Source organism: Cupriavidus pauculus, from assembly GCF_008693385.1.
Lineage (GTDB): Bacteria > Pseudomonadota > Gammaproteobacteria > Burkholderiales > Burkholderiaceae > Cupriavidus > Cupriavidus pauculus_D.
The window spans coordinates 2,560,164-2,583,852 of sequence record NZ_CP044067.1 but is presented as its reverse complement, the minus strand read 5'-3'; the positions used below and the strand labels follow the sequence as shown (position 1 = coordinate 2,583,852).

Here is a 23,689-nt window from a genome sequence, read left to right as displayed (position 1 = left end):
CATCAGCCGGCTGGCGGTAGCAGCAGAGAAAGAGAGAGAGAGAGAGAGAGAGAAGAACCGGGCGCCACGCGAGTGGCGTCCTTTTTTTTTTCGTACCCGGGTAAATATTACTAAGGGTTTTCCACTAGCTGCCGTAAACATCCCCATGTCTATGACCAGCGGGAAACCGTCATGCTGAAGAACCTTTCGATCCGCACCGGACTGTCGATGGTGACAGCCCTCTTCCTCGCGCTCGTGCTCATCGTGGGCGCCTGCGCATTCGTGGCGTTGCAACGCTCGGGCAACGCGCTCAACGCGATGTACAAGCAGGACATGGTCGCCATGACCGCGCTGGGCCGCAGCTCCGAGATGCTGCTGCGCTGCCGCTCCGCCAAGAACCGCTACCAGACGCTGACCGGCGACGGTCAGGATGCCGCCGCGGCCAAGCAGCTGGCCGCCGCGCGCGAGTACTGCGCCGAATCGCAGAAGGAATGGGACGCCTTTGCGGCCGTGCCGGCCACCGGCGAAGGCAAGACGCTGCTCGACGACGCCAACGCCAAGCACAAGGCGATGATGGAGAAGGGCATCATGCCCGAGTTCGGTGCACTGGAGGCCAAGGACTTCGATGGGTACACGCGTATCCAGCTCGAGTTCAGCAGCCCGCTCTACAAGCAGGTGGACGAGCTGTCGAAGCCGCTGCAGCGCTATACGGCCTTGCGCGCGCAGGAGCGCCACGCGGCAGCCGAGCATGACACGCGCATCGTCAATATCGTGCTGGGCCTCTGCGCGCTGGCCGCGCTGGTCATCAGCCTGGCGCTGCGCGCGGCGATGACGCGCCTGGTCGTCAAGCCCATCGCCTCGATGGCGGAGGACATGGCCCGCATCGCCGGTGGCGACCTGCGTGCCTCGACGCACTCCACGCACGGCCAGGACGCCTACGGCGACAACGAGATCGGGACGCTGCAGCGCGCGCTGGCCAGCATGCAGCACGAGCTGTCCGATACCGTGCGCCATATCCGCCAATCCGCCGACACGATCACGGGCGCCGCCGCGGAGATCGCCAGCGGCAATATGGACCTGTCCGCGCGCACCGAGCAGCAGGCGGCCTCGCTCGAGGAAACCGCCGCGAGCATGGAGCAGATCAGCGGTACCGTGAAGCTCAACGCCGACAACGCCTTGCACGCGGCCACGCTGGCGAACGACGCATCGGACAAGGCCACGCAGGGCAGCGAGGTCGTGAGCCGCGTCATCTCGACCATGGACGAGATCTCGCAGAGTTCGGCCAAGATCGCGGACATCATCGCGATCATCGAGGGCATTGCCTTCCAGACCAACATCCTCGCGCTCAACGCCGCCGTGGAAGCCGCGCGTGCCGGCGAACAGGGCCGCGGTTTCGCGGTCGTGGCCGGCGAGGTGCGCAGCCTCGCGCAGCGCTCGTCCACGGCGGCCAAGGAAATCAAGGAGCTGATCGACCGCTCGGTGGATCGCGTGCACGCCGGCTCCGGCTACGTGCAGCAGGCTGGCGTGGCAATGAACGACGTCACGCAGGCCGTGCATAACGTCACGCAGATCATGCGCGAGATCTCCACCGCGTCCGCGGAGCAAAGCCGTGGCATCGGCCAGGTTGCCACGGCCGTCACGCAGATGGATGGCGTGACGCAGCAGAACGCCGCGCTGGTCGAGGAAGCCGCCGCCGCCGCGCGCTCGCTCGACGAACAGGCGCGCATGCTCAAGGACGTGCTTTCCACCTTCGTCGTCGACGAGGCCAGCCGCGCGAAGACGTCGCGCGCGCATCCGCAACTGGCCGCGCCGCGGCTGCACGCGCTCGCTCACTGAAGTTGCACTGATCGACGCCGACACAATCGGCGCCGTCAGAAGCGACCGCGTTTTCGTCTTCCGCGCCATATCATGGGTGCATTGCCCATGGCATCGCGGGAGACGGCATGGCATCGACAAGAAAAGAAACCACGCTCTCCGCGCTGTGCCGCGGCATCTTGCTGGCACCTTCGCTGGCACTGTCACTGCCATCGTCGATCGCCGAGGCCGCCGCGATTGCCGTCACCGACGGATCGACGCAGACCGTCGATGGCGGGACCTACGACGGCACGCTGAGAGACCCCGCCCTGCTTGCCGCGAACCGGGGCAGCACGCTCGTTGCCAATGGCGTCAGCGCCAGCAGTACCAACACGAGCGCCGTCATCGCCAACAACAGCGGCGTGATCCGACTGACCACTTCCGCCGTGCAGGCCGCCACCGCCAATGCGTTGCAGGCCACGCATCAGGGCCGCATCGAGGCCACCGACGTCAACGTGCAGGCCCTGGCGGCGAATGGCAGTGGCGCCGATGCCGAGCGAGGCGGCCATATCTCCGTCACGGGCACCATCGTATCGGGCGGCACGGGCCTGCTTGCCGCCGATCTCGGCTCCATCCGCAGCGGCGCCGATATCACCACCAGCGGCGAGAGCGCGTTCGGCGCCTACACGGCAGGCAACGGTGCGCGCATCACGCTGATTGGCGGCACGATCACGACGTCCGGCGCACGCGCCCACGGGGTCTTCGCCACGGGCGTGGACACCCGCATCGAGGGCACCGCGAATATCGTCACGAGCGGGATCGGCGCGGTGGGAGCGGTCGCGGAGTACGGCGGCACTATCGACCTGAGCGGCGCCAGCATCCGGACCACCGGCACGCAAGCCAACGGCGTCACCGCCACAGGGACCACCGGCCGGCTGTCGCTCGCCGACTCGACGGTCGTCACCTCGGGCATCGGCGCCGATGCCGCCGCGACGCTGGGCAACGGCACCCTGTCGATCGTCCGCAGCACGCTGCGCGCCACCGGCATCGATGCCGCCGCGCTGCGCCTGCGCGGCGGCGGTACGGTCGAGCTGCACGACACGACGCTCGTCAGCACACAGGCCAGCACGATCATGGCGGGCAGCGGCACCACCAACGTTTCGCTGTACAACAGCGTGGCCACGACGAACAACGGCACGTGGCTCGACGTTCGCGCGCTGGACCCGACGATGCCGGCGGTGGCGAATATCCTTGTGGACGGCTCGACGATCCGCGGCGCGGCGGTCACCGACGCGGCCAACGTGCCCGCCACGTCCAATGTCACGCTGCGCAATGCCCAGTGGACCTTGACCGGCGACTCGGCCGTGACCACCCTGACCAACGCGGGCAGCACCATCCAGTTCGCGCCGGCAGCCGGCGGCTTTCGGACGCTGCAGGTCGCGAACTATGCCGGCAGCCATGGCACGCTGGCGCTCAACACCTATCTGGGCGCGGACGGATCGCCGTCGGACCGGTTGCTCGTCAATGGCGGTACGGCATCCGGCAATTCGCTGCTGCGCATCGCCAATGCAGGCGGCCCGGGCAGCGTCACCACGGGCGACGGCATTCTGGTCGTCGGCACGGCCAACGGCGGCACCACCGCGCCCGGCGCGTTCGCGCTCGGCGCGCCCGCGGTCGGCGGTCCGTACGAATACACGCTCTACCGCGGCAGCCTCGATGGCACCCAGCCCGACAACTGGTACCTGCGCTCGTTCCTGTCCTGCACCGACCCCAACGTACCCGCCCCGCCCTGCCCGGCGCCCCCCACGCCCCCGCAGCCGCGCTATCGGCCCGAGGTCTCGCTCTACGCCGCCATCCCGTCCGCCGCGCTGCAGTTCGGCCGCACGCTCATCGACTCGTTCCACGAACGTGCCGGCGACCAGGCAATGCTGCGCGGACGCACGGACCTCGCATCGCGCGCGGGACCGGGCGGCGCGTGGGGCCGGCTCATCGGCATGCGCGGCTCGCGCGATGGCGCCGCCAATGGCATCTACGGCAGCGGCCCCAGCTACGACTACAGCTTCACGGGCGCGCAGATCGGCATGGACCTGTGGCGCCGCGCGGGCGAGACCGGTCATCGCGATACGGCCGGTGCATATGCGGCCATCGGCCGCGCGAGCGTCGATGTGACCAACTTCGATGGCCAGGGCGCCGGCAAGGATACGCTCGACGGCTACACGTTCGGGGGGTACTGGACCCACTATGGCCCCGGCGACTGGTATGTGGATGGCGTGCTGCAGTACACGTGGTACGACGTGCAGGCCAACGGCAATCGCGGCCTGCCCGAGCTCTCGACCAACGGCTTTGCCATCGCCACGGCCGCCGAGGGGGGCTTGCCCGTGCGGATCGGCACGGACTGGGTGGTCGAACCGCAGGCGCAGATGGTGTACCAGTGGGTCAACCTGCACGATGCGACCGATGCCGGGGCTCGCATCGCGTTCAGCGACGCGCAGTCGCTGGCCGGCCGCCTCGGCGTGCGCCTCGCGCGCACGTGGACGCGCGGGAGCGCGGCCGCGCCGCGCGAAGTCACCGCATGGGCGCGCGTGAGTGCATGGCACGAGTTTCTCGGCGATCCGAAGACGCGGTTCTCGTCCTCGCTCGGCAGCATTCCGTTCCGCGCCGACACCGCGGGCTCGTGGGGCGAGATCAAGCTGGGCGTGACCGGCGAGGTCGCGCGCAATGCGTTCGTGTTCGTGAGCGTGGGATATCAGCGCGGCTTCGACGGTTCACGCGAGGCGTGGGACGGCAAGATCGGCGTGCGCGTGAACTGGTAAATCGGGGTTCGTACCAAGGCGGACGAGACGGGTGGACCCATCAGAATACCCATCGTTTCGTGCTATAAATTGCGGCGCGTACCCCGCCGTTCCCTCCCTCTCATGCCATGAGCCAAGATCCGTCCACGAGCGCACCCCAGAGCCCACTTCAGGCCGCCTTTCTGAAGCACCCTTCCACGCTGGCACCTGCCGAGCGCGCGCCCGGCGAGGACGACGGCACGGTCTATCGCGCGCTGCTCGAGTCCACCAAGGCCATTCCGTGGCGCATCGACTGGGCAACGATGACGTTCTCGTATATCGGTCCGCAGATCGGGCAATTGCTAGGCTGGGCGCCCGACAGCTGGCAGACCGTCAACGACTGGGCCGAGCGCATCCATCCGGACGACCGCGCGGCGGTAGTGGAGTTCTGCGTGGCGCAGTCGCAGGCCGGCGCCGACCACGAGGCCGACTATCGCGCGCTGAAAAGCGATGGCAGCTATCTGTGGATGCGCGACGTCGTGCACGTGGTACGCAACGCGCAAGGCGTGGAAGCGCTGGTCGGCTTTATGTTCGACATCAGCGAACGCAAGCGCATGGAAGAGCAGCTGGCGCAGGCGCAGCGCGAACTGGAGCGGTTGTCCTTTACCGATGGCCTGACCGGCATCGGCAACCGCCGCATGTTCGACAGCGCGATGTCCCGCGCCTGGAATGCGGCGCGCGAAGCCAGCGGCCCGATGTCGGTGATCCTCGTCGATATCGACTTCTTCAAGTCCTATAACGACTACTACGGCCACCTGCAGGGCGACGAATGCCTGAAGCAGGTTGCCGCGGTACTCGCCAGCGCGGCGGGCCCCGACCACTTCCTCGGCCGCTTCGGCGGCGAGGAGTTCGTCCTGGTACTCGGCAACACCGATGCCGACGCCGCGGTGCGCGTGGCCGAACGCTGCCGCGATCTGCTCGCGGAAGCAGGCATCCCGCACGTGCGCTCGCCGTACAACCAGTGCGTGACGGCAAGCTTCGGCGTGGGCACGATCCAGCCGACCGAACGCCACGACATGCCCGCGTTTATCAACCTCGTCGATGCCCAGCTGTACCACGCGAAGGACAATGGCCGAAACCGCATCGCCATCATCGATCGCGCCGGCATGCAGGGCGAGGCGTTCAAGTCGTACTCGCGCTGATCCCTCGCCGATCTACTTCTCGTTCACCGCCAGCTCCGGCGTCGCCACGTCCATCGCGGACTTGCGGCCGGAGTGGGCGCGCCAGGCGGACCACGTCACGCCGATCAGCAGCAACGCCGATGCCACGACGAACGTGCAGCTGATGGGGCGCTGCAGGAACACCATCATGTCGCCACGCGACAGCAGCAGCGACCGGCGGAAGTTTTCCTCGACCATCGGACCTAGCACGAAGCCCAGCAGGATCGGCGCGACCGAGAACTCCAGGTAGATCAGCAGCGCGCCGATCAGGCCGAACGCGAGCACCTCCCAGATCTGGAACAGGCTGCTCTGCGTGCTGAACACGCCCACCGCGATAAAGAACATCGCCGACGGGAACAGGTAGCGATATGGCACCTGCAGCAGCTTCACCCACACGCCGATCATCGGCACGTTGAGGATCATCAGCAGCACGTTGCCGATCCAGAAGCTCGCGATCAGGCCCCAGAAGATATCGGGGTGGTCGCTGATGAGCTGCGGTCCCGGCGTGATGCCCTGGATCATCAGCGCGCCGAGAATCAGCGCCATCACCGCGTCGCCCGGAATGCCGAGGCTCATCGTCGGGATAAAGTCCACCTGCGTCTTCGAGTGCGACGACGCCTCCGGCGACGCCACGCCCGCGATCATGCCCGTGCCGAACTTCTCCGGCGTCTTGGAGATCTTGCGCTCCAGCGCGTAGGCCACGAACGTCGTGATGGTCGGTCCCGTGCCCGGCATCGCGCCGAACAGTGTGCCGATGCCGGTGCCGCGCACCATCGGCCAGAACGCCTGCTTCAGCTCGGCCAGCGACGGACGCATGTCGCGAATGCGCAGCTTGGTCTTCGTCGTGACCGCGCTCATGCGATTGACGTTGAGGATGAAGTCCGCCACACCGAACAGGCCCATCGCGATGGCGACAAGCTCGAGGCCATCGCTGAGCTCGGGAATATCGAGCGCGAAGCGGAACGTGCCCGTGTTCACGTCGGTACCGACCACCCCGCACAGCAGGCCGAACAGCGTCATCGCCACGCCCTTGAGCGGGGAACCGCGCGACATCGTCGAACCCGCGAGCAGGCCCAGCAGCATGATCGAGAAGATCTCGGCCGGACCGAACTTGAACGCGATGGTCGTCAGCAGCGGCGATGCGAAGATCATCACGAGAATGCCGACCGATGCGGCAAAGAACGAGCAGATCATCGTGATGCCGAGCGCCGTGCCGCCCTTGCCCGCGCGCGTCATCGGATACCCGTCGAGACAGGTCACCGCGTGCGGGGGATGCGAAGGCAGGTTCAGCAGGATGGCGCCGATCGCGCCGCCGTACTGCGAGCCGTAGAAAATGCCGGCAAGCATCAGGATGGCGGGCACCGGATGCATGACATACGTCAGCGGCAACAGGATGGAGATTGCCGATAGCGCGCCCATGCCGGGCAGCACGCCGATCAGGTTGCCGACGAGCACGCCGAAGAACGACCACATCAGGTTCGTGCCCTGGAAGGCGACACCGAACCCGAACCACAAATCATGCAATGCACTGGAAACCATGACGGTCAGCCTCCCCAGGTGAACAACGGCAGCTGCAGTTGCAGTGCCCACCAGAACACCACCGCGGCAACCACGCACATCGCTGCCGCGAGAACGAAGGCCTGCTTGATGGAGTTGCTGCGGTCACCGAGCGCCGAGATAAAGACGATCGCGAACGTCGCGGGAATCATGCCGCCGTACTTGCCGAGCAGCAGGAACGCGAGCGTGCCGAGCACGATGCAGACCGTGCCGCGCAGATCGGGGGCGCCATGCGCGTGGCCGTGGCCGCCGGACTGCGGCGCATCGGCCGGCGTCTTGTCGTTGCGCGCGGACATCGCGATGAGCACGCCGACGAATGCCAGCAGCGCACCCACGGAGACCGGGAAGAATCCGGGCCCCATCTGGCGCAGCGAGCCGGTGTGGTACTGCAGGCCGGCGTAGACCGCGGCGAGGCCGACGAGCACCATCAGGGCGCCGCCGTAGTAGTCCTTTTTGAAACGGGGGGAAGTTGTATGGGGGGACGAAGCGGAAGTGGGGGGACTGCTCATCGGGTCTCCTGCGTATCAAAACCCCGGCACCTTGCAATGGCGTTATGCGGGGGTCACAGGAATCTACAAGTCCGTTCTTCCAATCGCCTTTCTGGCAACTTGCGGCCAGCTTTCAACGTGTATCACGTTGTGATCTATTCGATTCAGGGGAGGGGGTGCTAGGTGAAATCCCTAGGCTCACCCCCTGCCCCGATTCATATCGACAGCTTCGGATAGTCCTTCGCGGCGATCTGCTTGCCGATGCTCTCGAGGTCGAGACCTTCGGTATTGCCTAGTAACACGTAGCCGAGCTTTGCTTGTCTCCATGTCACGACATGCATTGCATCGACACGGTTCGCGGTGACGGCCTGATCGTCCTTCGGCTCGGCCAGCACGCACAGCGAAATCGGCGGACCGTCCTTCGGCAGATAGACCAGCTGCACGAGCGCCTTGCCGCGGAACCGCAGCCGCGCCACGGACTTGAGCTCGAGCCCGGCCTTGCTGAGATCCGGCACGTCGATATCGAGCTTGTCCTTCTCGCGCGCGTCATCGACGAACTGCGTCAGGTGCCGCGCATCGACGTCGGGCATATAGGCCACGCTGTCCCGCGTGTAAAGCTGCTGGTAGTCCATCGCCGCCTTGACCCACGGGGCGAACGTGTTGCTCGCCACCGTGATCGGCGCGGTCGGCGTGCTGGCGCCACCGGCCACGGTCGTCGGGGCGGGGCCCACGGCGCTGCCGGGCAGTCCGCCGCGAATGACGAGACCCGCGCCGAAGGCGCCGGCCATGCAGGCGGCCGCAAGCCATACCGGCATGCCGCGTCGCCTCTGGCGTTCGGCGTCGAGGCTGCGGACGTTGGTCTCTTCGATGGCCTGGGCGGCGGGGGCGCCCTGCTCCCGGTGCGCGGCGACGAGCGCCTCGATATTGCGCGTCAGCGACTCGGGAACCGGCGGGACCGCCTGCGCGGCAAACGCGCCGGCATAGTCGAGCTTCGATGCCTCGAACAGCGCCAGCATCGCGGCCGCTTCCGGGTCGCGGGCCACGAGCGCCTCCACCTCGGCGCGCTGCGCGGGGGGCAGCTCGCCATCGGCATAGGCCATCAGCAACGTTTCGTCGATAGTCATGCGATCGACCCCCTGCCGTTGTCCGCGCCGCTCGTGGCGCGGGCCGAAGCCTTGCCGCCGAAATGCGCGCCAATCGCCTGCCGCGCGCGCGACAGGCGGCTCATGACCGTGCCGATGGGCACACCGATGGCTTCCGCCGTCTCCTGATAGCTGAGTCCTTCCACCGCGACGAGCAGCATCACTGCACGCTGGGCTTCGGGCAGGCGCTTGAACGCGTCGATGATCTGCCCGTGCATCACCTGTTCCTCCGGGGTCTGGCCGGCCGGGTCGGCCACGTTCTCGACGAACTGGTCATCCCATTCCATGCTCGCGCGGCTCCGTACCGTGCGCGCGCGCAACTCGTTGATCCATACGCTATGGACGATCGAAAACATCCAGCTCAGCGCCGCCGTTCCCGGCTGCAGCTGGTCCGCGCGTTCCAGCGCGCGGACGCAGGCACGCTGCACCAGGTCTTCCGCGTCATGCTTGTCCCCGGTCAGCCGCAGTGCGAAGGCCCATAGCCTCGGCAGCATCCCTGGCAGCATGTCCGGTAATTGTGCACCGGTCATCGACGTCGTTCCCCCCGCTTGTATCGCGCGCAGCATAGCACGACGCCGCGCGGTGAAAGCACCGCGCGCCGCGGGTGACCGGGGCGCGCTGGGTGCGCTACGGCCCTATCCAAAACAGCCGTCGAGCGCGAATTATTCCATCGCCGCGCAAGAAAAATGGCGACGTTCTTTCACGTTCGCACGGCGCGCACCCGAACCGGAAATTCATGAGCCGTCATTGGAATAAGCACCGTGCACCGCGCGTTATGCGGACATGTGTACTTATTTTCGATCCGCATCATGAAGCCTTCCACATCCTCCACGTCCTCCCTCGCCGCGTCCCATGCGCTGCCGCACGAAGCGGCCGGCCAGTACACGCGCGTCGCCATGCTGCTGCACTGGTCCGTCGCGCTGCTGATGATCGCCAACGTCGTGCTCGGCCTGACCACGTCACGGCTGCCCGAGGGCGCGCTCTCCGGAGACATGCTCCGGCTGCTGATCGACACCCACAAGTCCATCGGCATCACCGTGCTCGCGCTCTCGATCGTGCGCGTGATCTGGCGCGCGACCCACCACCCGCCACCGCTGCCGAATGCGATGGGCGCGTGGGAACGCCTGATGGCGCATGCCGTGCACGCGGGCCTTTACGCGCTGATCTTCCTGCTGCCGCTTTCCGGCTGGATGCACGACTCCGCGTGGGTCGCGGCAGCCTCGCACCCGATGTACCTGTTCGGCGTGGTGCCGTGGCCGCGCATCGGCCCGATCATGCAGCTCGCCCCGGATCTCAAGGAGATGCTGCATACGTGGTTCGGCACGCTCCACACCGCGTGCGGCTACGCGCTGTATGTCCTGCTGGGCCTGCACGTGCTGGGCGCGCTCAAGCACCAATGGATCGACAGACATCCGGTGCTGTCCCGGATGTTGCCGTGAAGGAGTACCACCCCATGCTGCACGTCAAACTCAACGATTATTCCCGCAAGTACGCCCTGGATCTCGCCCTCGCGCATTCGTCCTCGCGCATCGCGCCGCCGCGCACGCCGTGGACGAGCATCGCGATTCATGGGCTCGTCTTCGCGGTGTGGGGCCTGTTGTTCGCGCGGGCGTTCTATCTGGAAGGCATGCTCGCGTGGTCGGTGGGCATGGCGTACGTCGGCTACGACACGCTGCTGCTGGCCTTCGTCGCGTGGCAAGCGCGCGCACTGCGCTGGCCCGCGCGGCACGAGGTCGAGCACAGCGTGCTGAAGCCGCGTTCGCTGGCGGTGATCGTCGCCGCGCACAACGAGGCGGCCGCGCTGCCCATCACGCTGCATTCGCTATTCGGGCAGACGCGCGCGCCGGACGAGATCGTGATCGCCGACGACGGCTCGACCGACGGCACGGCCGCGCTGCTGATGTCCCGCTACGGGCTGGTCCAGCCCGAGGAAGGCGAGATCAGCGCGCCCTCCCCGCGCTATCCCACGCTGCGCTGGCTGCGGCTGCCGCATGGCGGCAAGGCATGTGCGCTCAATGCTGCGCTGGTCGAGCTGCGCAGCGAGACGTTCATGACCGTCGATGCCGATACGCTGCTCGATGCCGATGCCTGCGACGCCATGACACGCGCGTTCGCACGCTCGTCGCGGCTCGTCGCCGCAACGGGACTGCTGACGCCGGTCTGCGCGCGCACGGCGGGCGGCCGCTTCTTCGAATGGTTCCAGAGGTACGAGTACATCCGCAACTTCGTCTCGCGCTTTGCGTGGGCGCGCGCCGATGGACTGCTGCTGGTATCGGGGGCGTTCGCGTGCTATCGCCGCGACGCGGTCGTGGAGGTGGGTGGGTTCGATCCCAAATGCCTCGTCGAGGATTACGAACTGATCCATCGCCTGCGCCGCCATGCGGCCATGCGCGAACGGGACTGGGACGTGCAGGTGGTGGGGGAAGCGCGCGCGACGACGGACGCGCCGGGCACGCTGCGCGCGTTCCTGCGCCAGCGGCGCCGGTGGTTCGCGGGTTTTCTGCAAACCCAGTACTGGTATCGCGAGATGACGGGCAATCGCCGCTACGGGAGGCTCGGCCTGATGATGCTGCCGGTCAAGGCGTTCGACACGATGCAGCCGATCTACGGCGTCACGGCGTTCGGGCTGCTGCTCGCGTTCCTGATCGACGGCCAGTTCACGATCGCGCTGTCCGCGCTGGGCGTGATCGGCGGCAAGATCGCGATCGACCTCGCGTTTCATGCATGGTCGATCCATCTGTACCGCCGCTGGAGCGGCGATACCCATCGCACGGGCGTGCTGCGCGCGCTGCTGGCATCGATCCTGGAGCCATTCACGTTCCAGCTGATGCGGCACGGCGGCGCCGCCATCGGCTGGTTCCACTTCTTCGGCCATCTGCTGGGCCGCCGCCAGACCTGGGGCGTGCAGCAGCGGACCGGCATCGTGCAGGGGAACGTGGACGGATCAGGCCGCTAGCGCGGGATCGGCGCGAGGGTAGTCGGTCAGGCCGCGCGCGTTGCCGCCGAACAGCGTATCGCGATCGTGCTCGGCCAGCGGCACGCCATGGCGCAGCCGCGCGGGCAGATCGGGATTCGCCACGAACGGCCGGCCGAACGCGACCAGATCCGCCCACCCTTCCGCCAGCGCGGCCTCCGCGCGGTCGGCCGTATAGCGGCCGGCGTAGATCAGCACGCCCGGATACACCTCGCGCAGCTGGCGCTTGAAGGCGATGGGCATGTCGGGCGCGTCGTCCCAGTCGGCCTCCGCGATATGGATATAGCCCACGCCGATCTGGCCGAGCAGGCGCGCGGCTTCGGTGTAAGTCGTCACCGGGTCCGCATCGACGCAACCGTTCAGCGTGGTCAGCGGCGCCAGGCGGATACCGACGCGGCGCGCATCGCCGGTGCCCTCGACCAGCGCACGGGCCACCTCGTCGAGAAAGCGCAGGCGGTTCGGCAGCGAGCCGCCGTACGCATCGGTGCGATCGTTGGCTTTGGAGTCGATGAACTGGTTGACGAGGTAGCCGTTGGCGGCGTGCAGTTCCACGCCGTCGAAACCCGCTTCCATCGCGTTGCGCGCGGCCTGCCGATACTGCTCGACCACCCCGGCAATCTCTTCGACGCGCAATGCGCGCGGTCGTGCGGCCTGCACGAAGCCGGGACGGCCGTCGGCTTCCGCCACATACACCTTGACGCCCTCGGCCTGGATCGCCGAGGACGAGACGGGCGACTCGCCGCCGAGCAGGCTCTCGTGGCTCAGACGGCCGACGTGCCACAGCTGCGCGAAGATCCGTCCGCCCGCGGCGTGCACGGCATCGGTCACGAGACGCCAGCCTTCGATCTGCGCGGGCGTCTGGATGCCCGGGGTCCATGCATAGCCCTTGCCCAGCGGCGAGATCCACGTGCCTTCGCTGACGATGAGGCCCGCCTGCGCGCGTTGCGCGTAGTACTCGGCCATCAGCGCGTTGGGTACATCGCCGGGCTGACTCGCACGGGAGCGGGTCATCGGCGGCATCACGATTCGGTTGGGGAGTGTCAGGTCGCCCAGTTGCAGGGGCTGGAACAGCTTGTCGGCGTGCATGGTGTCGTCTTGGGAAAGCAATCGGATGGGTGCATTGTCGATGCCCGGTGCTTTCCCAAAAACCCGCCCGCACGCGAATGATTCTTGCGGTGACGGCAAGAATGAACGAAGAAGCGTCAGCGCGGCGGCGCCACCCCGGCCCCCTCGATCCCATGCCGCCGCAACGCGTCGGCCACGAACCCCGACGCCTTCATCTCCTCGATATACGCGGTAAGCCACGCCTGCGCCGCGGCATGCGCCTTCGGCACACCCATGGCCTGCTCGATGACCATGAAGCGTCCCGGCAGCACGCGCACACCGCCCACGCGCTTCGCATCGGCCTCCAGCTGCTGCCGCACGCCGGCGGCCACATCGAGCCGCTGCGCGAGGAACATATCGGTGACGGCCGGCGAGGTCGGCGCGCGCACGAGCGTCGCGGCCCGGACCTCCCGCGTGAGGTACAGATCGTAGGCACTGCCCTTGCCCACCACCACCCGCGTTCCCGCGCGATCGACGTCCTCGTTGCGCTGCAGCGGCGAATCGTTGCGCACGAGGTAGGCACCCTCGATGATCACGTACGGCGCGGTATAGGCGAGGTCCTTGCCGCGCACGGGGTCGATCGCGACGAACGCGACGTCCACCTGCCCCGTGCGCACGGCCTCCACCACGTTCCCCGCCGAGTTGAACGGCACGAGCTCGATGGGCAAGCCGAGCCGCCGCGCGGCCTCGCGCGCGAGGTCCACCGAAACGCCCTTGACCTGCCCGTCCGGACCCCGCCCCGCCAGAATCGGATTGCCGAGGTTGATGGCCGCGCGCATCTTGCCGGTCCCGCCCAGCTCGGCCGCCGCGTCACGCTGTCGCGTGCCGGCGCCGGACGCGCAGGCGCCGAGCCCCGCCGCCAGCCCGATGGCGATGCCCGATGCGCAGATCATTCGTCGCTGGCGGTCCATCAGAAGTCCACCTTCTGGCCCGGCTCCGGCACGATCACGCTGGTACCGGTCACGCCCAGCGCGGCATTGAACTCGGCCGGCGTGCCGCGCAGCAGCGGAAACGTCTGGTAGTGGATCGGAATCGCATACTTCGGCTTGATCATCTCGCGCACCGCGCTGGCCGCTTCCTGCGGCCCCATCGTGAAGTGCCCGCCGATCGGAATCATCACGAGGTCAGGCTTGTAGCGCTCGCCGATCAGACGCATGTCGCCGAACAGGCCGGTATCGCCCATGTGCCAGATCTTGAAACCGTTCTCGAGTTCGATGATGTAGCCCACGGGTTCGCCGCCGTAGTGGGTCTCGTCCTTGTTCGTGGCCGGGTTCTTCCAGACCAGTTCCGACGAATGCTCGGCATGCACGGCGGTGATCTTCACCCCATTGGGCCCGAACGGCATGATCGTGCCGCTCTTGCCGAACCGTTGCGCGAGCGCGGGCGGCACCATCTCCAGCGACACCAGCGCCTGCCCCATGCCGCCGCCGTTCCAGATCGGCGCGTTGTTCAGCTTGGCCAGCGCGGGCGCATCGGCCAGATGGTCGTTGTGCGCATGCGTGACGAGAATCAGATCGACCTTGCCCAGCGCGGACAGGTCTTTGTACGCGGCCGGCGTCTTCGGATTGGTGACGAGCCACGGGTCGATGACGATGACCTTGCCGCCCGGCGTCGTGATGCGCGTGGCGGCCTGGCCGAGCCAGAGCACCTCGGCCTTGCCCGCGGCGATCTTGCCCGGTGGCTGCGGCTGCGGCACCGCACCGGTCGTCGCGGTCGTGGCGCAGCCGGACAGCAGGGCTACGGCGGAAGCAATGCAAAGCAGGCTGCGTCTGATCATCGTTCGTCCTCGTTTCTTGTTTCGATAGGGGCAACGCTCCGCGAGTATTTGCATCGGCAAGTGGCCTGTCAACCGCGTGTAACGGTTCGAAATATGCAGAGGCCGCTCGCTTGACAGACACGAATCTCCCGACCAATACTTCCGTCATTGCATTCGCTATACGCACATATGTGCGCACAGCGCACTACGACAACGACAAGGACAGGGAGATTTCACGATGACGGCGCCAGACGGGCAGCGACTGACACTGCACCACGCCGGCACGACGCGCGCCCCCGTGCTCGTCCTCGGCAATTCGCTGGGTACCGATCGCCGACTCTGGGCCGCCACCGTTGCGGCACTCGGCGCGGACTTCCATATCGTCTGCTTCGACGCCCCAGGCCACGGCGGGCAGGCGGAGTTCACTCACATGGGCCAGGACGCGACGCTCGGCGACCTCGGCACCGCCCTGCTGGACGCGCTCGACGCGGCCGGCATCGGCACGTTCCGCTACTGCGGGGTATCGATGGGCGCGGCCATCGGCATCGAGCTCGCGCTCGCGGCGCCGCACCGGCTGGAGGCGCTCGTACTCGCCAACACGGCCGCGCGGTTCGCGCCCAATGCGGAGGCCCGCCAGTTCTGGGAGGCGCGCATCGACAAGGCCCGCGCCGCGGGGACCGCCGCGATCGCCGAGGCCACGGTCGCGCGATGGCTCACGCCCGCCCACGCCGGGCGCCAGCCGGCCCTGCACCGGTCGCTCGTCGAGATGTTCGGCGCGACCACGGTGGCGGGCTATGCCGCCTGCGCAAGCGCCGTGATGCGCTTCGACCGGACCGCGGCGCTCGCGGCGATCGATGTGCCGACGCTCGTCATCGCGGGCACCGAAGACCTCGCCACGCCACCCGCGCTCGGTCAGGCCCTGCATCGCGCAATCTCCGGCAGCCGCTACCTCGAACTCCCCGTGGCCCACCTCGCCCCGCTGGGCGCACCCGAAGCCTTTCACACGGCCGTGCGCGCCTTTCTTGCTTCCCCCACCGTTTTTTCCCCAACCTTTCCACTCTGAACATGGCAGACGAAAGAACCGAGATCGACGCGGCATGCCGCGACGTGCTGGACCGCTTCATGGCAGCGCTCAACGCACACGATGCCGACGCGATGGACGCGTGCATGCACTTTCCGCACGTGCGTTTCGCGGGCGGCAACATCAAGGTGTACGAGGCCGCCGGCAGCAACCCGATGGACCTCTTCCAGAAACTGCGCGACGAGGACGACTGGCGCTACAGCACGTGGCGCGAGCGCGAGCTCGTGCAGTTCGGGGGCAACAAGGCGCATGTCGCGCTCAGCTACACGCGCTTTCGCGGCGACGGCTCGGTGATCGGCGTCTATGCATCGCTCTACGTCCTCACGCGTGTCGACGGCCGCTGGGGCATCCAGATGCGCTCGAGCTTCGGTCCCTGAAACCCGGTCCCTGACAAAGCCAACCCAGTGAGGAGACAAATCGTGAAAACACTCGTCAAGACCACCCTGCTCGCGGCCTCGACGCTGGCCGCCACATGGATCGCGGCCGCCCCGGCGCACGCCGCGGACTTCCCCAACGGCCCCGTACGCCTCGTCGTACCCTTCCCGGCCGGCGCCGCATCCGACGTCATCGCACGCGCACTTGCACGATCGGCCGCCGCAAAGCTCGGCCAGCCGATGATCGTCGACAACAAGGCCGGTGCCGACGGGATGATTTCGGCGACCGAAGTCGCGCGGGCCAAACCCGACGGCCAGACGCTGCTGTTCGGCACCAACAGCGCGTTCTCGGCATCGCCCGCGCTGCGGCTCAAGCTGCCGTACGACCCGGTAAAGAGCTTCGCGCCGATCACGGAGCTCGGCCGCTATACGTTCTTCCTCTATGTGAACGCGGCCAGCCCCGCGAAGACGCTGCCGGAATTCATCGCCTATGCGAAGGCGCATCCGGGCAAGCTCAACTACGCCACCGGCAACACCACGGCGCTCGTCTCCTCGCTGCAGTTCAATGCGATCTCGAACATCGACCTCGTCTCCGTGGCCTACAAGGGCGAACCGGCCGCGATCGTCGATCTGCTCGACAACCGCGTGCAGATGATGTTCGGCAATCCCACGCTGGGCCTGACGCACCTCGCCTCGGGCAAGCTGCGCGTGCTGGCCACCACGTCCGAGGCCCGCAGCCCGCTGTTGCCCGACGTGCCGACGATGAAGGAAGCCGGCGTCAAGGGATTCACCATCACGTCGTGGGCAGGGTTGTTCGCCCCGGCCGGCACACCGGAGCCCGCGCTGACGAAAGTCCGTGAAGCATTCACCGCGGCGATGAAAGATCCGGAGGTGCTGGCCGTACTGGAGAAGCAGGGCTTCACGGCGACGCCGTCCACGCCGGCGAGCCTTGCAAAGCTCGTGGACGAACAGCTCGTGCGCTATCGCACCACCATCCGTGCGGCGGGCATCCAGGCGGAATGAGCGGGGGCATCGTCGCGGAAGGCGTGCGCTAGAATAGCCGCGTCCTTTGTGCTCCCTCCCCCTTTGTCCATGGTTCCGGATTCCGACAACCCGATCGGCCCCAACGCGATCGGCTCCAACAACTTTGTCGACTCGTTCGCGAGGGGGCTCTCCGTGATCGAGGCGTTCGGCGACGATCGCGCGGAACTCACGCTGTCGGAAGTGGCCGAGGCGGCCAACGTCAGCCGCGCGGCCGCGCGGCGCCTGCTGCTGACGCTGTGCCATCTCGGCTACGCTACGCAGCAGGGCCGCATCTTCCGGCTTACGCCGAAGGTCATGCGGCTCGGCTATTCGTATCTGTCGGGGCTGACCGTGGCGGAGATCGTGGAACCCTACGTCGTGGCGGTGGCCGAGAAGACCGGCGAGTCGTGCTCGGTCTGCGTCCTCGACGACCTCGACGTGGTGTACGTCGCGCGCGCGTCCACGCGGCGCGTGATGTCGCTGAATCTGTCGGTTGGCACGCGCCTGCCCGCATGGGCCACTGCCCACGGACGCCTGCTGCTCGCGGCGCTCGACGACGCGACGCTCGACGACCGTCTGCGCCGCAGCGATGTGCGGCCCTACACGCCGCAGAGCACGACGGACCGGGAGAAGCTTCGGGAAGCGATCGTGCGGACGCGCGATCAGGGTTACTGCTTCGTGAACCAGGAGCTCGAGTCGAGCCTCGTCGCGCTGGCCATGCCCTTGCGCAACCGCGCGGGCGACGTCATCGCGGCCATCAACCTCGCGGGGCACGCCCAACGGCTCTCGGAGGAACACATGATGCAGGCGTTCTTCCCGATCCTCGAGGCCACGGCCCGCGATATCAACGACGCGCTGCGCGCGCGGCAGTAACGCCCGGCCGTAACGCGCGGCCGCATTACCTCCGCATCAGGCCTGATCCTCGCCGTAGCGCTGGCCCAGCCGGCGCTCGATCTCTCGCACGGTTTCGAGCAGGCGTGGGCGAATTTCGTCGCGCAGGCGCGCCTCGGGAAAATACTGCGCCGCACCGGCCGCGCTCAGCGCCATCAGCGGCAGGCCGCGGCCCGGGTTCAGCGACGTCGCTACCGCATGCACCTCGCGCACCCAGTCTCCGACCGAATACGCGCACTGGCTCTGCTGGAAGTCCGCAATCGCGCCATCGATACCGCGCTGGATCTGCGGCCAGTTGCCTTCGTCGAGCGCGCGCAGCCGCTCCATCAGCCCGGTCCGCTCGCTCGGCGCCACGGCCGCCAGCAGCGCGCGGCCCGCGGCCGACGTGCCGAGCGGAATGCGCGAGCCGACGTCGAGGCTCAGCGTGACGATCGAGGTGCTGCGGCAGCATTCCAGATAGAGCATCGACAGCTGGTCGCGCGCGGACATCGCGATGACGGCGCCGGTCTCCGCCGCGAGCGCCTGCATCAGGGGCCGCGCCACCTGGCGCACGTCGAGGTTGGCGAGCATCGCGCTGCCGAGTGCGCCCGTGGCCGTTCCGAGCCGGTACTTGCCGGACTCCGGCACCACGTGCAGATAGCCGAGCTTCGTCAGCGTGTAGGTCAGGCGCGTGACCGTGGACTTCGGCAGGCGCGTGCGTTCGGCCAGTTCGTGATTGGCCAGAAAGCTGTCGCCGCTGCGAAACGCGCTCAACACCTCGAGCCCGCGCGCGAGGGCCGTGACGAAATGGCGATCCTGCGCAAGGTCGCCGGCAAGCGCGTCCTCGAGGTCGGCCCCCGCGTCCGCCTCGTCCTGCAAAGGCTGCGCGTCCGACCTGTCATTGCGTGGTTTCATGCTGGCGAAGTCCATGGCGGCGTGGCTCAAGAGGTCAGGAGGAAACGGGCGCTGGCCGAGCCGCGTCGGCCAGCGCCCTGAGTTCGTGCTTGCGTATTTTACCCGTGGGGGCGGCCGGCAATTGCGCGAGGAAGCGAATCTCCGACGGCACCTTGTACGGCGATAGCCGTTCGCGCAGGAAAGCGGCCAGCGTATCGGCATCGAGCACGGCGTTGGCGGCCAGCTCCACGAACGCGACCACCTCCTCGTTGTCCCGCACGTCGCGTCCCACGACGGCCGACTGGACGACCGCCGGATGGCAGTTGATTGCCTGTTCCACCTCCACCGGATAAACGTTGAAGCCGGACCGGATGATCAGCTCCTTGGTGCGGCCCACGACGAACAGCGCATCATCGTCGTCCTGCCGCGCCAGGTCGCCCGTATTGAACCATCCTTCGCCGTCGATGACCGCGCGCGTAAGTTCCGGCGAGCGATAGTAGCCAAGCATCAGCCCCGCGCCCCGCACCCATAGTTCGCCGACCTCGCCGCGCGGCACGGGCCGCCCCGCGGGATCGGCAGGGTCCACGATACGCACCTCGACGCCGGGCACGGGCTGCCCCACCGCGCAGTCCGTACGCGGCGCGTCGAACAGCGTCTGCGCGACCGTCGGTGCCATCTCGGTCAGGCCATAGCCGTTGTGCAGCGGCTGATGCATCAACGCTTCCGCGTTGGCCTTGAGCTCGGGCGTCAGCGGCGCGCCCGCGGTGCCCGCGAAACGCAGCGGCGTTCCCGCGAGCGACACCGCGTGGCGGCGGCACCAGTCCACGAGCTTCGCGTAGATGGCCGGCACACCGAGCAGGATCGTCACGCCGTCCGCCTTCAGCGCATGGACGAGGCGATCGGGCTGAAAGCGCTCTTCGAACACGATCGACGCGCCGCTCGACAGCGCGCCGAGCAATTGCGACGACAGCCCCACGATATGGGCCATCGGCAATACGCCATAGAAGCGGTCGGATGGCCCGAGCCGGCGAAGGCGCCGCGACAACTCGGCCACATGCAGCAGGCTCTCGTGACTGAGCATCACCCCCTTGGGGTCGCCCGATGTGCCGGACGTATAGATCAGCGCGGCCACCTGCCTGCGCGGATCGTCGTGCACGGGTTCCGCGATGGCGTCCGCGTTGAGCGGACCGACGCCGATCTGGCCGAGCAGGTGCCATGCCTGATCCTCGGCCCCGGCCCGGTCGGCATGCGCGCGCGCCTCGGCCGAGACCTCGGTCATATACAGCACGCGCCGCGCGCCCGAGTGCGCGACAAAGTTGTCGATCTCGCGCGGCGACAGCCGCGCATTGACGACGGCGACCCACGCATCGATCGTGCTGGCCGCCAGCACGAGCGCGCCGACCGCCACGCAGTTCTCCGCGACCAGCAGCACCCGATCGCCGCCCCGGACACCGAGCGCGCGCAACTGCGCCGCGCCACGCGACACGGCCAGCGCGAGCTCGCCATAACTCAGGCGGCTCCGCCTGTCCTCGAGCGCGGGCGCCGCAGGATCGCGCGCGACCCACGGCAGAATGGCTTCATGGATACGGCGGATACGCGCGGCGGGGGAACGGGTCATCGAATGTCTCCATGGATTTTATAAACCGCTATGCAATCCAATATACCGCAATGCGGTCTAAAACAGCAATTTGTGGCTGCCAAAAGGTTGACGATGGGAAGTCCGAACGCCATACTGAACCGATATGCAGTCCATGATTCTGCAATTCAGACAATACGGAGACTTCGATGGCTGAAAAGAAAGCGGTGCTCGTGATCGGCGCGGGAGACGCCACCGGCGGTGCGATCGCGCGGCGCTTCGCGCGCGAGGGCTATATCGCCTGCGTGACGCGCCGCAATGCGGAAAAGCTCGCGCCGCTGGTCGCCCAGATCGAGGCCGAGGGCGGCGTGGCCCATGCGTTCGGCTCCGACGCGCGCAAGGAGGACGAGGTTGCCGAACTGTTCCGCAAGATCGAGACCGATATCGCGCCCATCGAGGTTGCCGTGTTCAATATCGGCGCGAACGTACGCTTCGATATCGTCGAGACGACCGCGCGCGTCTATTACAAGGTGTGGGAAATGGCCTGTTTCGCGGGCTTCCTGATGGGCCGCGAGGCCGCGCGCGTGATGCTGCCCCGCGAACGGGGCTCGATCTTCTTTACCGGCGCCACCGCGAGCCTGCGCGGCCGCGCGGGGTATGCGGCCTTTGCGGGGGCCAAGCACGGGCTACGCGCGCTGGCGCAATCGATGGCGCGCGAACTCGGGCCGAAGGGGCTTCACGTCGCCCAGCTGATCGTGGACGGGGCCATCGACACCGAGTTCATCCGCGAGACGTTCCCCGAGCGGTACAAGCTCAAGGAGCAGGAAGGCATCGTCAACCCCGAGCACATCGCGGACACCTACTGGATGCTGCACAACCAGCCGCGCGACGCGTGGACGCACGAACTCGATATCCGCCCGTGGATGGAGTCGTTCTGACCGCCCCTCCCACCCCCGCCTGGTCCCGCCTGGCCGCGGCTGGTCCCAATCAACGCGGAAAGACCAGCCGGAAGCGCGTCATGCCGCCCGGCTCGGACTCCACCTCCACGCTGCCGCGATGGAGGTCCATGATGGTCTTGACGATGGCCAGCCCGATGCCCGACGACTCGCCCGAGTTCGTGCGGGCCGGATCGCCGCGGAAAAATCGGTCGAAGATCTTCGGCAGATCCTCGGCCGGAATGCCGGGCCCCGGGTTACTGACCTCGATCCGCGTGGTGGTGGCGTCCTGCGTCGCGGTCAGGAAGATGCGCTGCCCCTCCGGCGTGTGCCGGACCGCGTTCGAGATCAGGTTGCTCAGCGCGCGCCGAAGCAGCATCGCGTCCGCCCTGACCGTGCCCTTCGCATCCACGCCGAACGAGATCTGCTTGGCATCGGCCAGCAATTCGAAGTAGTCGGCCTGCCGGCTCAGTTCGGACGCCAGGTCGAGTTCCACTACGTTGATGGCCACCCGCGCGTTGTCGGCGCGCGCCAGGAACAGCATGTTCTCGATCATCCGCGACAGCCGCTCGTACTCTTCCACGTTGGAAGCCAGCAGCGCCTGATATTCCTCGGCCGTCCGCTCGCTCGACAGCGCCACCTGCGTCTGGCCGAGCAGATTGCCGATGGGCGTGCGGAAGTCGTGCGCGAGGTCCGAGGAGAAGCGCGACAGCCGGTCGTAGGCCTCCTGCAGCCGCACGATCATCTGCTGGAGCGCGAGCGCCAGTTCCTCGAGTTCGCGCGGCAGTTGCGACGGATCGATCGGCAGCGCGACGCTGGAGAACGTCACCGATTCGGTGCCGGCCGCCATGCGCCGCAGCGGCGCCATGCCCGCGCGCAGGGCCGCGAAGCCGAGCAGCCCGACCGTCAGCGCGCCGATACCGGCCGCCGCCAGCAGCTTCCAGCGATACGCGCGCAATAGCTGCACGCGCGACCGCGCCACCTGATAGATCGTCACGCGCACGGTCGGGCCGTTGTCGGCCACGGCCGCATCGAGCGCCAGCCCGCGCACCGGGTAATCGTGCATGCTGCGCCACAGATAGACCGCATCGCGCGTCACGGGCTGCGACACGGGCACCACCGCCATCTCGGGGAAAGCGCTCCCGTCGGGATTGGCCTCCACCATGAGCACGCCGCCGGCATCGCGGATATCGAGGCCGAACTCGTCGTTGCCCGACATCACGGCGCTGACCTCGCGCCAACGATCGGCCGCCGTCGCATGATGGACGGCCAGCTCGGCGCGCACGCGCACGGCCTTGCGCATCAGTTCGGCATCGTCGCGCTCGATGATCTGCGTGGCCAGCGCGCGATAGAGATAGGCGCCCACGCATGCGAACGCGATGCCGCCCACGAGCGAGAACGCCAGCGCCAGGCGCAGCGTCAGCGAATGACCGCGCCTCACGATCTGCGGTTCTCTAGCACGTAGCCGATGCCGCGCACGCTGTGGATCAGCTTGGGCGCGAACTGGTCGTCCATCTTCGCGCGCAGGCGGCGGATGGCGACGTCGACCACATTGGTATCGCTATCGAAGTTCATGTCCCAGACATGGGAGGCGATCTGCGTGCGGCTGAGGACCTCGCCGTGGCGGCGCGCCAGGAAATGGAGCAGCGCGAACTCGCGCGGCGTGAGGTCGATGCGCTGGCCGGCGCGCAGCACGCGGTGGCGGATCAGGTCGATCTCCAGATCCTCGATCTCGATGCGCTCGGACTCGCGCACGGGACCGCGGCGCAGCAGCGTACGGACGCGGGCCAGCAGCTCGACGAACGCGAACGGCTTGGCCAGATAGTCGTCACCGCCGAGTTCGAGCCCCCGCACGCGGTCGTCCACGTCGTCCCGCGCGGTCAGGAACAGCACGGGCGTGTCTTTCTGCTCGCGCAGCTGCTTGAGGACTTCCCAGCCGTTCATGCCGGGCAGCATCACGTCCAGGATGACGAGGTCGTAGTCGGTCTCGAGCGCCTGGTGCAGCCCGTCCCGGCCGGTCACGGCCAGATCGACCACGAAGGCCGACTCGGTCAGTCCCTTGCGCAGGTATTCGGCCGTTTTCGGCTCGTCCTCCACCACCAGGATTCTCATTGCTGCTCCATCTTTCCGTACCGGGACACTGTTGTTCAG

The 23,689-nt window shown here is 67.5% G+C and carries 21 protein-coding genes; 10 read left to right on the top strand and 11 right to left on the bottom strand.

Annotation, left to right across the window (positions count from 1 at the left end):
• The first annotated feature begins 171 nt into the window (after positions 1-171).
• The 3 genes from FOB72_RS32915 to FOB72_RS29775 all read left to right on the top strand — a co-directional run bounded on the left by FOB72_RS32915 (position 172) and on the right by FOB72_RS29775 (position 5,746).
• Positions 172-1,815 carry a methyl-accepting chemotaxis protein gene (locus tag FOB72_RS32915; protein ID WP_150376827.1) on the top strand — a complete coding sequence of 548 codons (1,644 nt, stop codon included), beginning with the start codon at positions 172-174 and terminating at the stop codon, positions 1,813-1,815.
• 107 nt (positions 1,816-1,922) lie between these two features.
• A complete protein-coding gene (locus FOB72_RS29780; RefSeq protein ID WP_150376826.1) occupies positions 1,923-4,586 on the top strand; it encodes an autotransporter outer membrane beta-barrel domain-containing protein in 2,664 nt (887 codons plus the stop codon).
• Positions 4,587-4,693: 107 nt separating this feature from the next.
• On the top strand, positions 4,694-5,746 hold the full coding sequence (locus FOB72_RS29775; RefSeq protein ID WP_150376825.1) for a diguanylate cyclase domain-containing protein: 1,053 nt from the start codon (positions 4,694-4,696) through the stop codon (positions 5,744-5,746).
• Positions 5,747-5,758: 12 nt separating this feature from the next.
• Here the strand turns inward: FOB72_RS29775 and FOB72_RS29770 are convergent, their stop codons facing one another.
• From FOB72_RS29770 to FOB72_RS29755, 4 genes are all read right to left on the bottom strand, one after another.
• Positions 5,759-7,303: a tripartite tricarboxylate transporter permease gene (locus tag FOB72_RS29770; RefSeq protein ID WP_150376824.1), complete on the bottom strand. Its 1,545-nt coding sequence runs from the start codon at positions 7,301-7,303 to the stop codon at positions 5,759-5,761.
• 5 nt (positions 7,304-7,308) lie between these two features.
• Positions 7,309-7,830, bottom strand: coding sequence for a tripartite tricarboxylate transporter TctB family protein (locus tag FOB72_RS29765; protein ID WP_223851641.1), 522 nt, complete (start codon positions 7,828-7,830; stop codon positions 7,309-7,311).
• A gap of 194 nt (positions 7,831-8,024) precedes the next feature.
• Positions 8,025-8,933, bottom strand: coding sequence for a zf-HC2 domain-containing protein (locus FOB72_RS29760; protein WP_150376823.1), 909 nt, complete (start codon positions 8,931-8,933; stop codon positions 8,025-8,027).
• Positions 8,930-9,481, bottom strand: coding sequence for an RNA polymerase sigma factor (locus tag FOB72_RS29755; protein ID WP_150376822.1), 552 nt, complete (start codon positions 9,479-9,481; stop codon positions 8,930-8,932). Before FOB72_RS29755 ends, FOB72_RS29760 begins: the two co-directional genes overlap by 4 nt.
• A gap of 279 nt (positions 9,482-9,760) precedes the next feature.
• On the opposite strand from FOB72_RS29755, the gene FOB72_RS29750 reads away from it, so the two are divergent.
• Together FOB72_RS29750 and FOB72_RS29745 are read left to right on the top strand one after the other, a co-directional pair.
• A complete protein-coding gene (locus FOB72_RS29750; RefSeq protein WP_150376821.1) occupies positions 9,761-10,390 on the top strand; it encodes a cytochrome b in 630 nt (209 codons plus the stop codon).
• 14 nt (positions 10,391-10,404) lie between these two features.
• Positions 10,405-11,907: a glycosyltransferase family 2 protein gene (locus FOB72_RS29745; RefSeq protein WP_150376820.1), complete on the top strand. Its 1,503-nt coding sequence runs from the start codon at positions 10,405-10,407 to the stop codon at positions 11,905-11,907.
• Here FOB72_RS29745 and FOB72_RS29740 read toward each other — a convergent pair.
• From FOB72_RS29740 to FOB72_RS29730, 3 genes are all read right to left on the bottom strand, one after another.
• Positions 11,896-13,011, bottom strand: a complete 1,116-nt coding sequence (locus FOB72_RS29740) for an alkene reductase (RefSeq protein WP_150376819.1) — start codon at positions 13,009-13,011, stop codon at positions 11,896-11,898. The two genes, FOB72_RS29745 and FOB72_RS29740, sit on opposite strands and share 12 nt — an antisense overlap.
• A gap of 116 nt (positions 13,012-13,127) precedes the next feature.
• Positions 13,128-13,808: an ABC transporter substrate-binding protein gene (locus FOB72_RS29735; RefSeq protein ID WP_223851823.1), complete on the bottom strand. Its 681-nt coding sequence runs from the start codon at positions 13,806-13,808 to the stop codon at positions 13,128-13,130.
• 131 nt (positions 13,809-13,939) lie between these two features.
• A complete protein-coding gene (locus FOB72_RS29730; protein WP_150376818.1) occupies positions 13,940-14,806 on the bottom strand; it encodes a metal-dependent hydrolase in 867 nt (288 codons plus the stop codon).
• 217 nt (positions 14,807-15,023) lie between these two features.
• Here FOB72_RS29730 and FOB72_RS29725 point away from each other — a divergent pair, with 217 nt between their 5' ends.
• The 4 genes from FOB72_RS29725 to FOB72_RS29710 all read left to right on the top strand — a co-directional run bounded on the left by FOB72_RS29725 (position 15,024) and on the right by FOB72_RS29710 (position 18,136).
• Entirely contained in the window at positions 15,024-15,848 is an 825-nt protein-coding gene (locus FOB72_RS29725) for an alpha/beta fold hydrolase (RefSeq protein WP_150376817.1), read from the top strand.
• 2 nt (positions 15,849-15,850) lie between these two features.
• Positions 15,851-16,243, top strand: a complete 393-nt coding sequence (locus FOB72_RS29720) for a nuclear transport factor 2 family protein (protein ID WP_150376816.1) — start codon at positions 15,851-15,853, stop codon at positions 16,241-16,243.
• 42 nt (positions 16,244-16,285) lie between these two features.
• Complete coding sequence (locus FOB72_RS29715) at positions 16,286-17,263, top strand: Bug family tripartite tricarboxylate transporter substrate binding protein (protein ID WP_223851640.1); 978 nt, start codon at positions 16,286-16,288, stop codon at positions 17,261-17,263.
• A gap of 69 nt (positions 17,264-17,332) precedes the next feature.
• Positions 17,333-18,136, top strand: coding sequence for an IclR family transcriptional regulator C-terminal domain-containing protein (locus FOB72_RS29710; protein ID WP_150376815.1), 804 nt, complete (start codon positions 17,333-17,335; stop codon positions 18,134-18,136).
• Positions 18,137-18,172: 36 nt separating this feature from the next.
• Here the strand turns inward: FOB72_RS29710 and FOB72_RS29705 are convergent, their stop codons facing one another.
• Positions 18,173-19,048, bottom strand: a complete 876-nt coding sequence (locus FOB72_RS29705) for an IclR family transcriptional regulator (protein ID WP_150376814.1) — start codon at positions 19,046-19,048, stop codon at positions 18,173-18,175.
• 34 nt (positions 19,049-19,082) lie between these two features.
• The gene (locus tag FOB72_RS29700; RefSeq protein ID WP_150376813.1) at positions 19,083-20,645 is read right to left on the bottom strand and encodes a class I adenylate-forming enzyme family protein; all 1,563 of its coding nucleotides are present in this window, start codon (positions 20,643-20,645) and stop codon (positions 19,083-19,085) included.
• Positions 20,646-20,812: 167 nt separating this feature from the next.
• Between FOB72_RS29700 and FOB72_RS29695 the strand changes: the two genes are divergently transcribed.
• The gene (locus tag FOB72_RS29695; protein WP_150376812.1) at positions 20,813-21,541 is read left to right on the top strand and encodes an SDR family oxidoreductase; all 729 of its coding nucleotides are present in this window, start codon (positions 20,813-20,815) and stop codon (positions 21,539-21,541) included.
• Positions 21,542-21,590: 49 nt separating this feature from the next.
• Here FOB72_RS29695 and FOB72_RS29690 read toward each other — a convergent pair whose 3' ends face one another.
• Together FOB72_RS29690 and FOB72_RS29685 are read right to left on the bottom strand one after the other, a co-directional pair.
• A complete protein-coding gene (locus FOB72_RS29690) occupies positions 21,591-22,979 on the bottom strand; it encodes a heavy metal sensor histidine kinase (RefSeq protein WP_150376811.1) in 1,389 nt (462 codons plus the stop codon).
• Positions 22,976-23,650: a heavy metal response regulator transcription factor gene (locus FOB72_RS29685; protein WP_109583381.1), complete on the bottom strand. Its 675-nt coding sequence runs from the start codon at positions 23,648-23,650 to the stop codon at positions 22,976-22,978. The genes FOB72_RS29690 and FOB72_RS29685 overlap by 4 nt, the downstream gene beginning before the upstream one ends.
• Positions 23,651-23,689 lie beyond the last annotated feature (39 nt).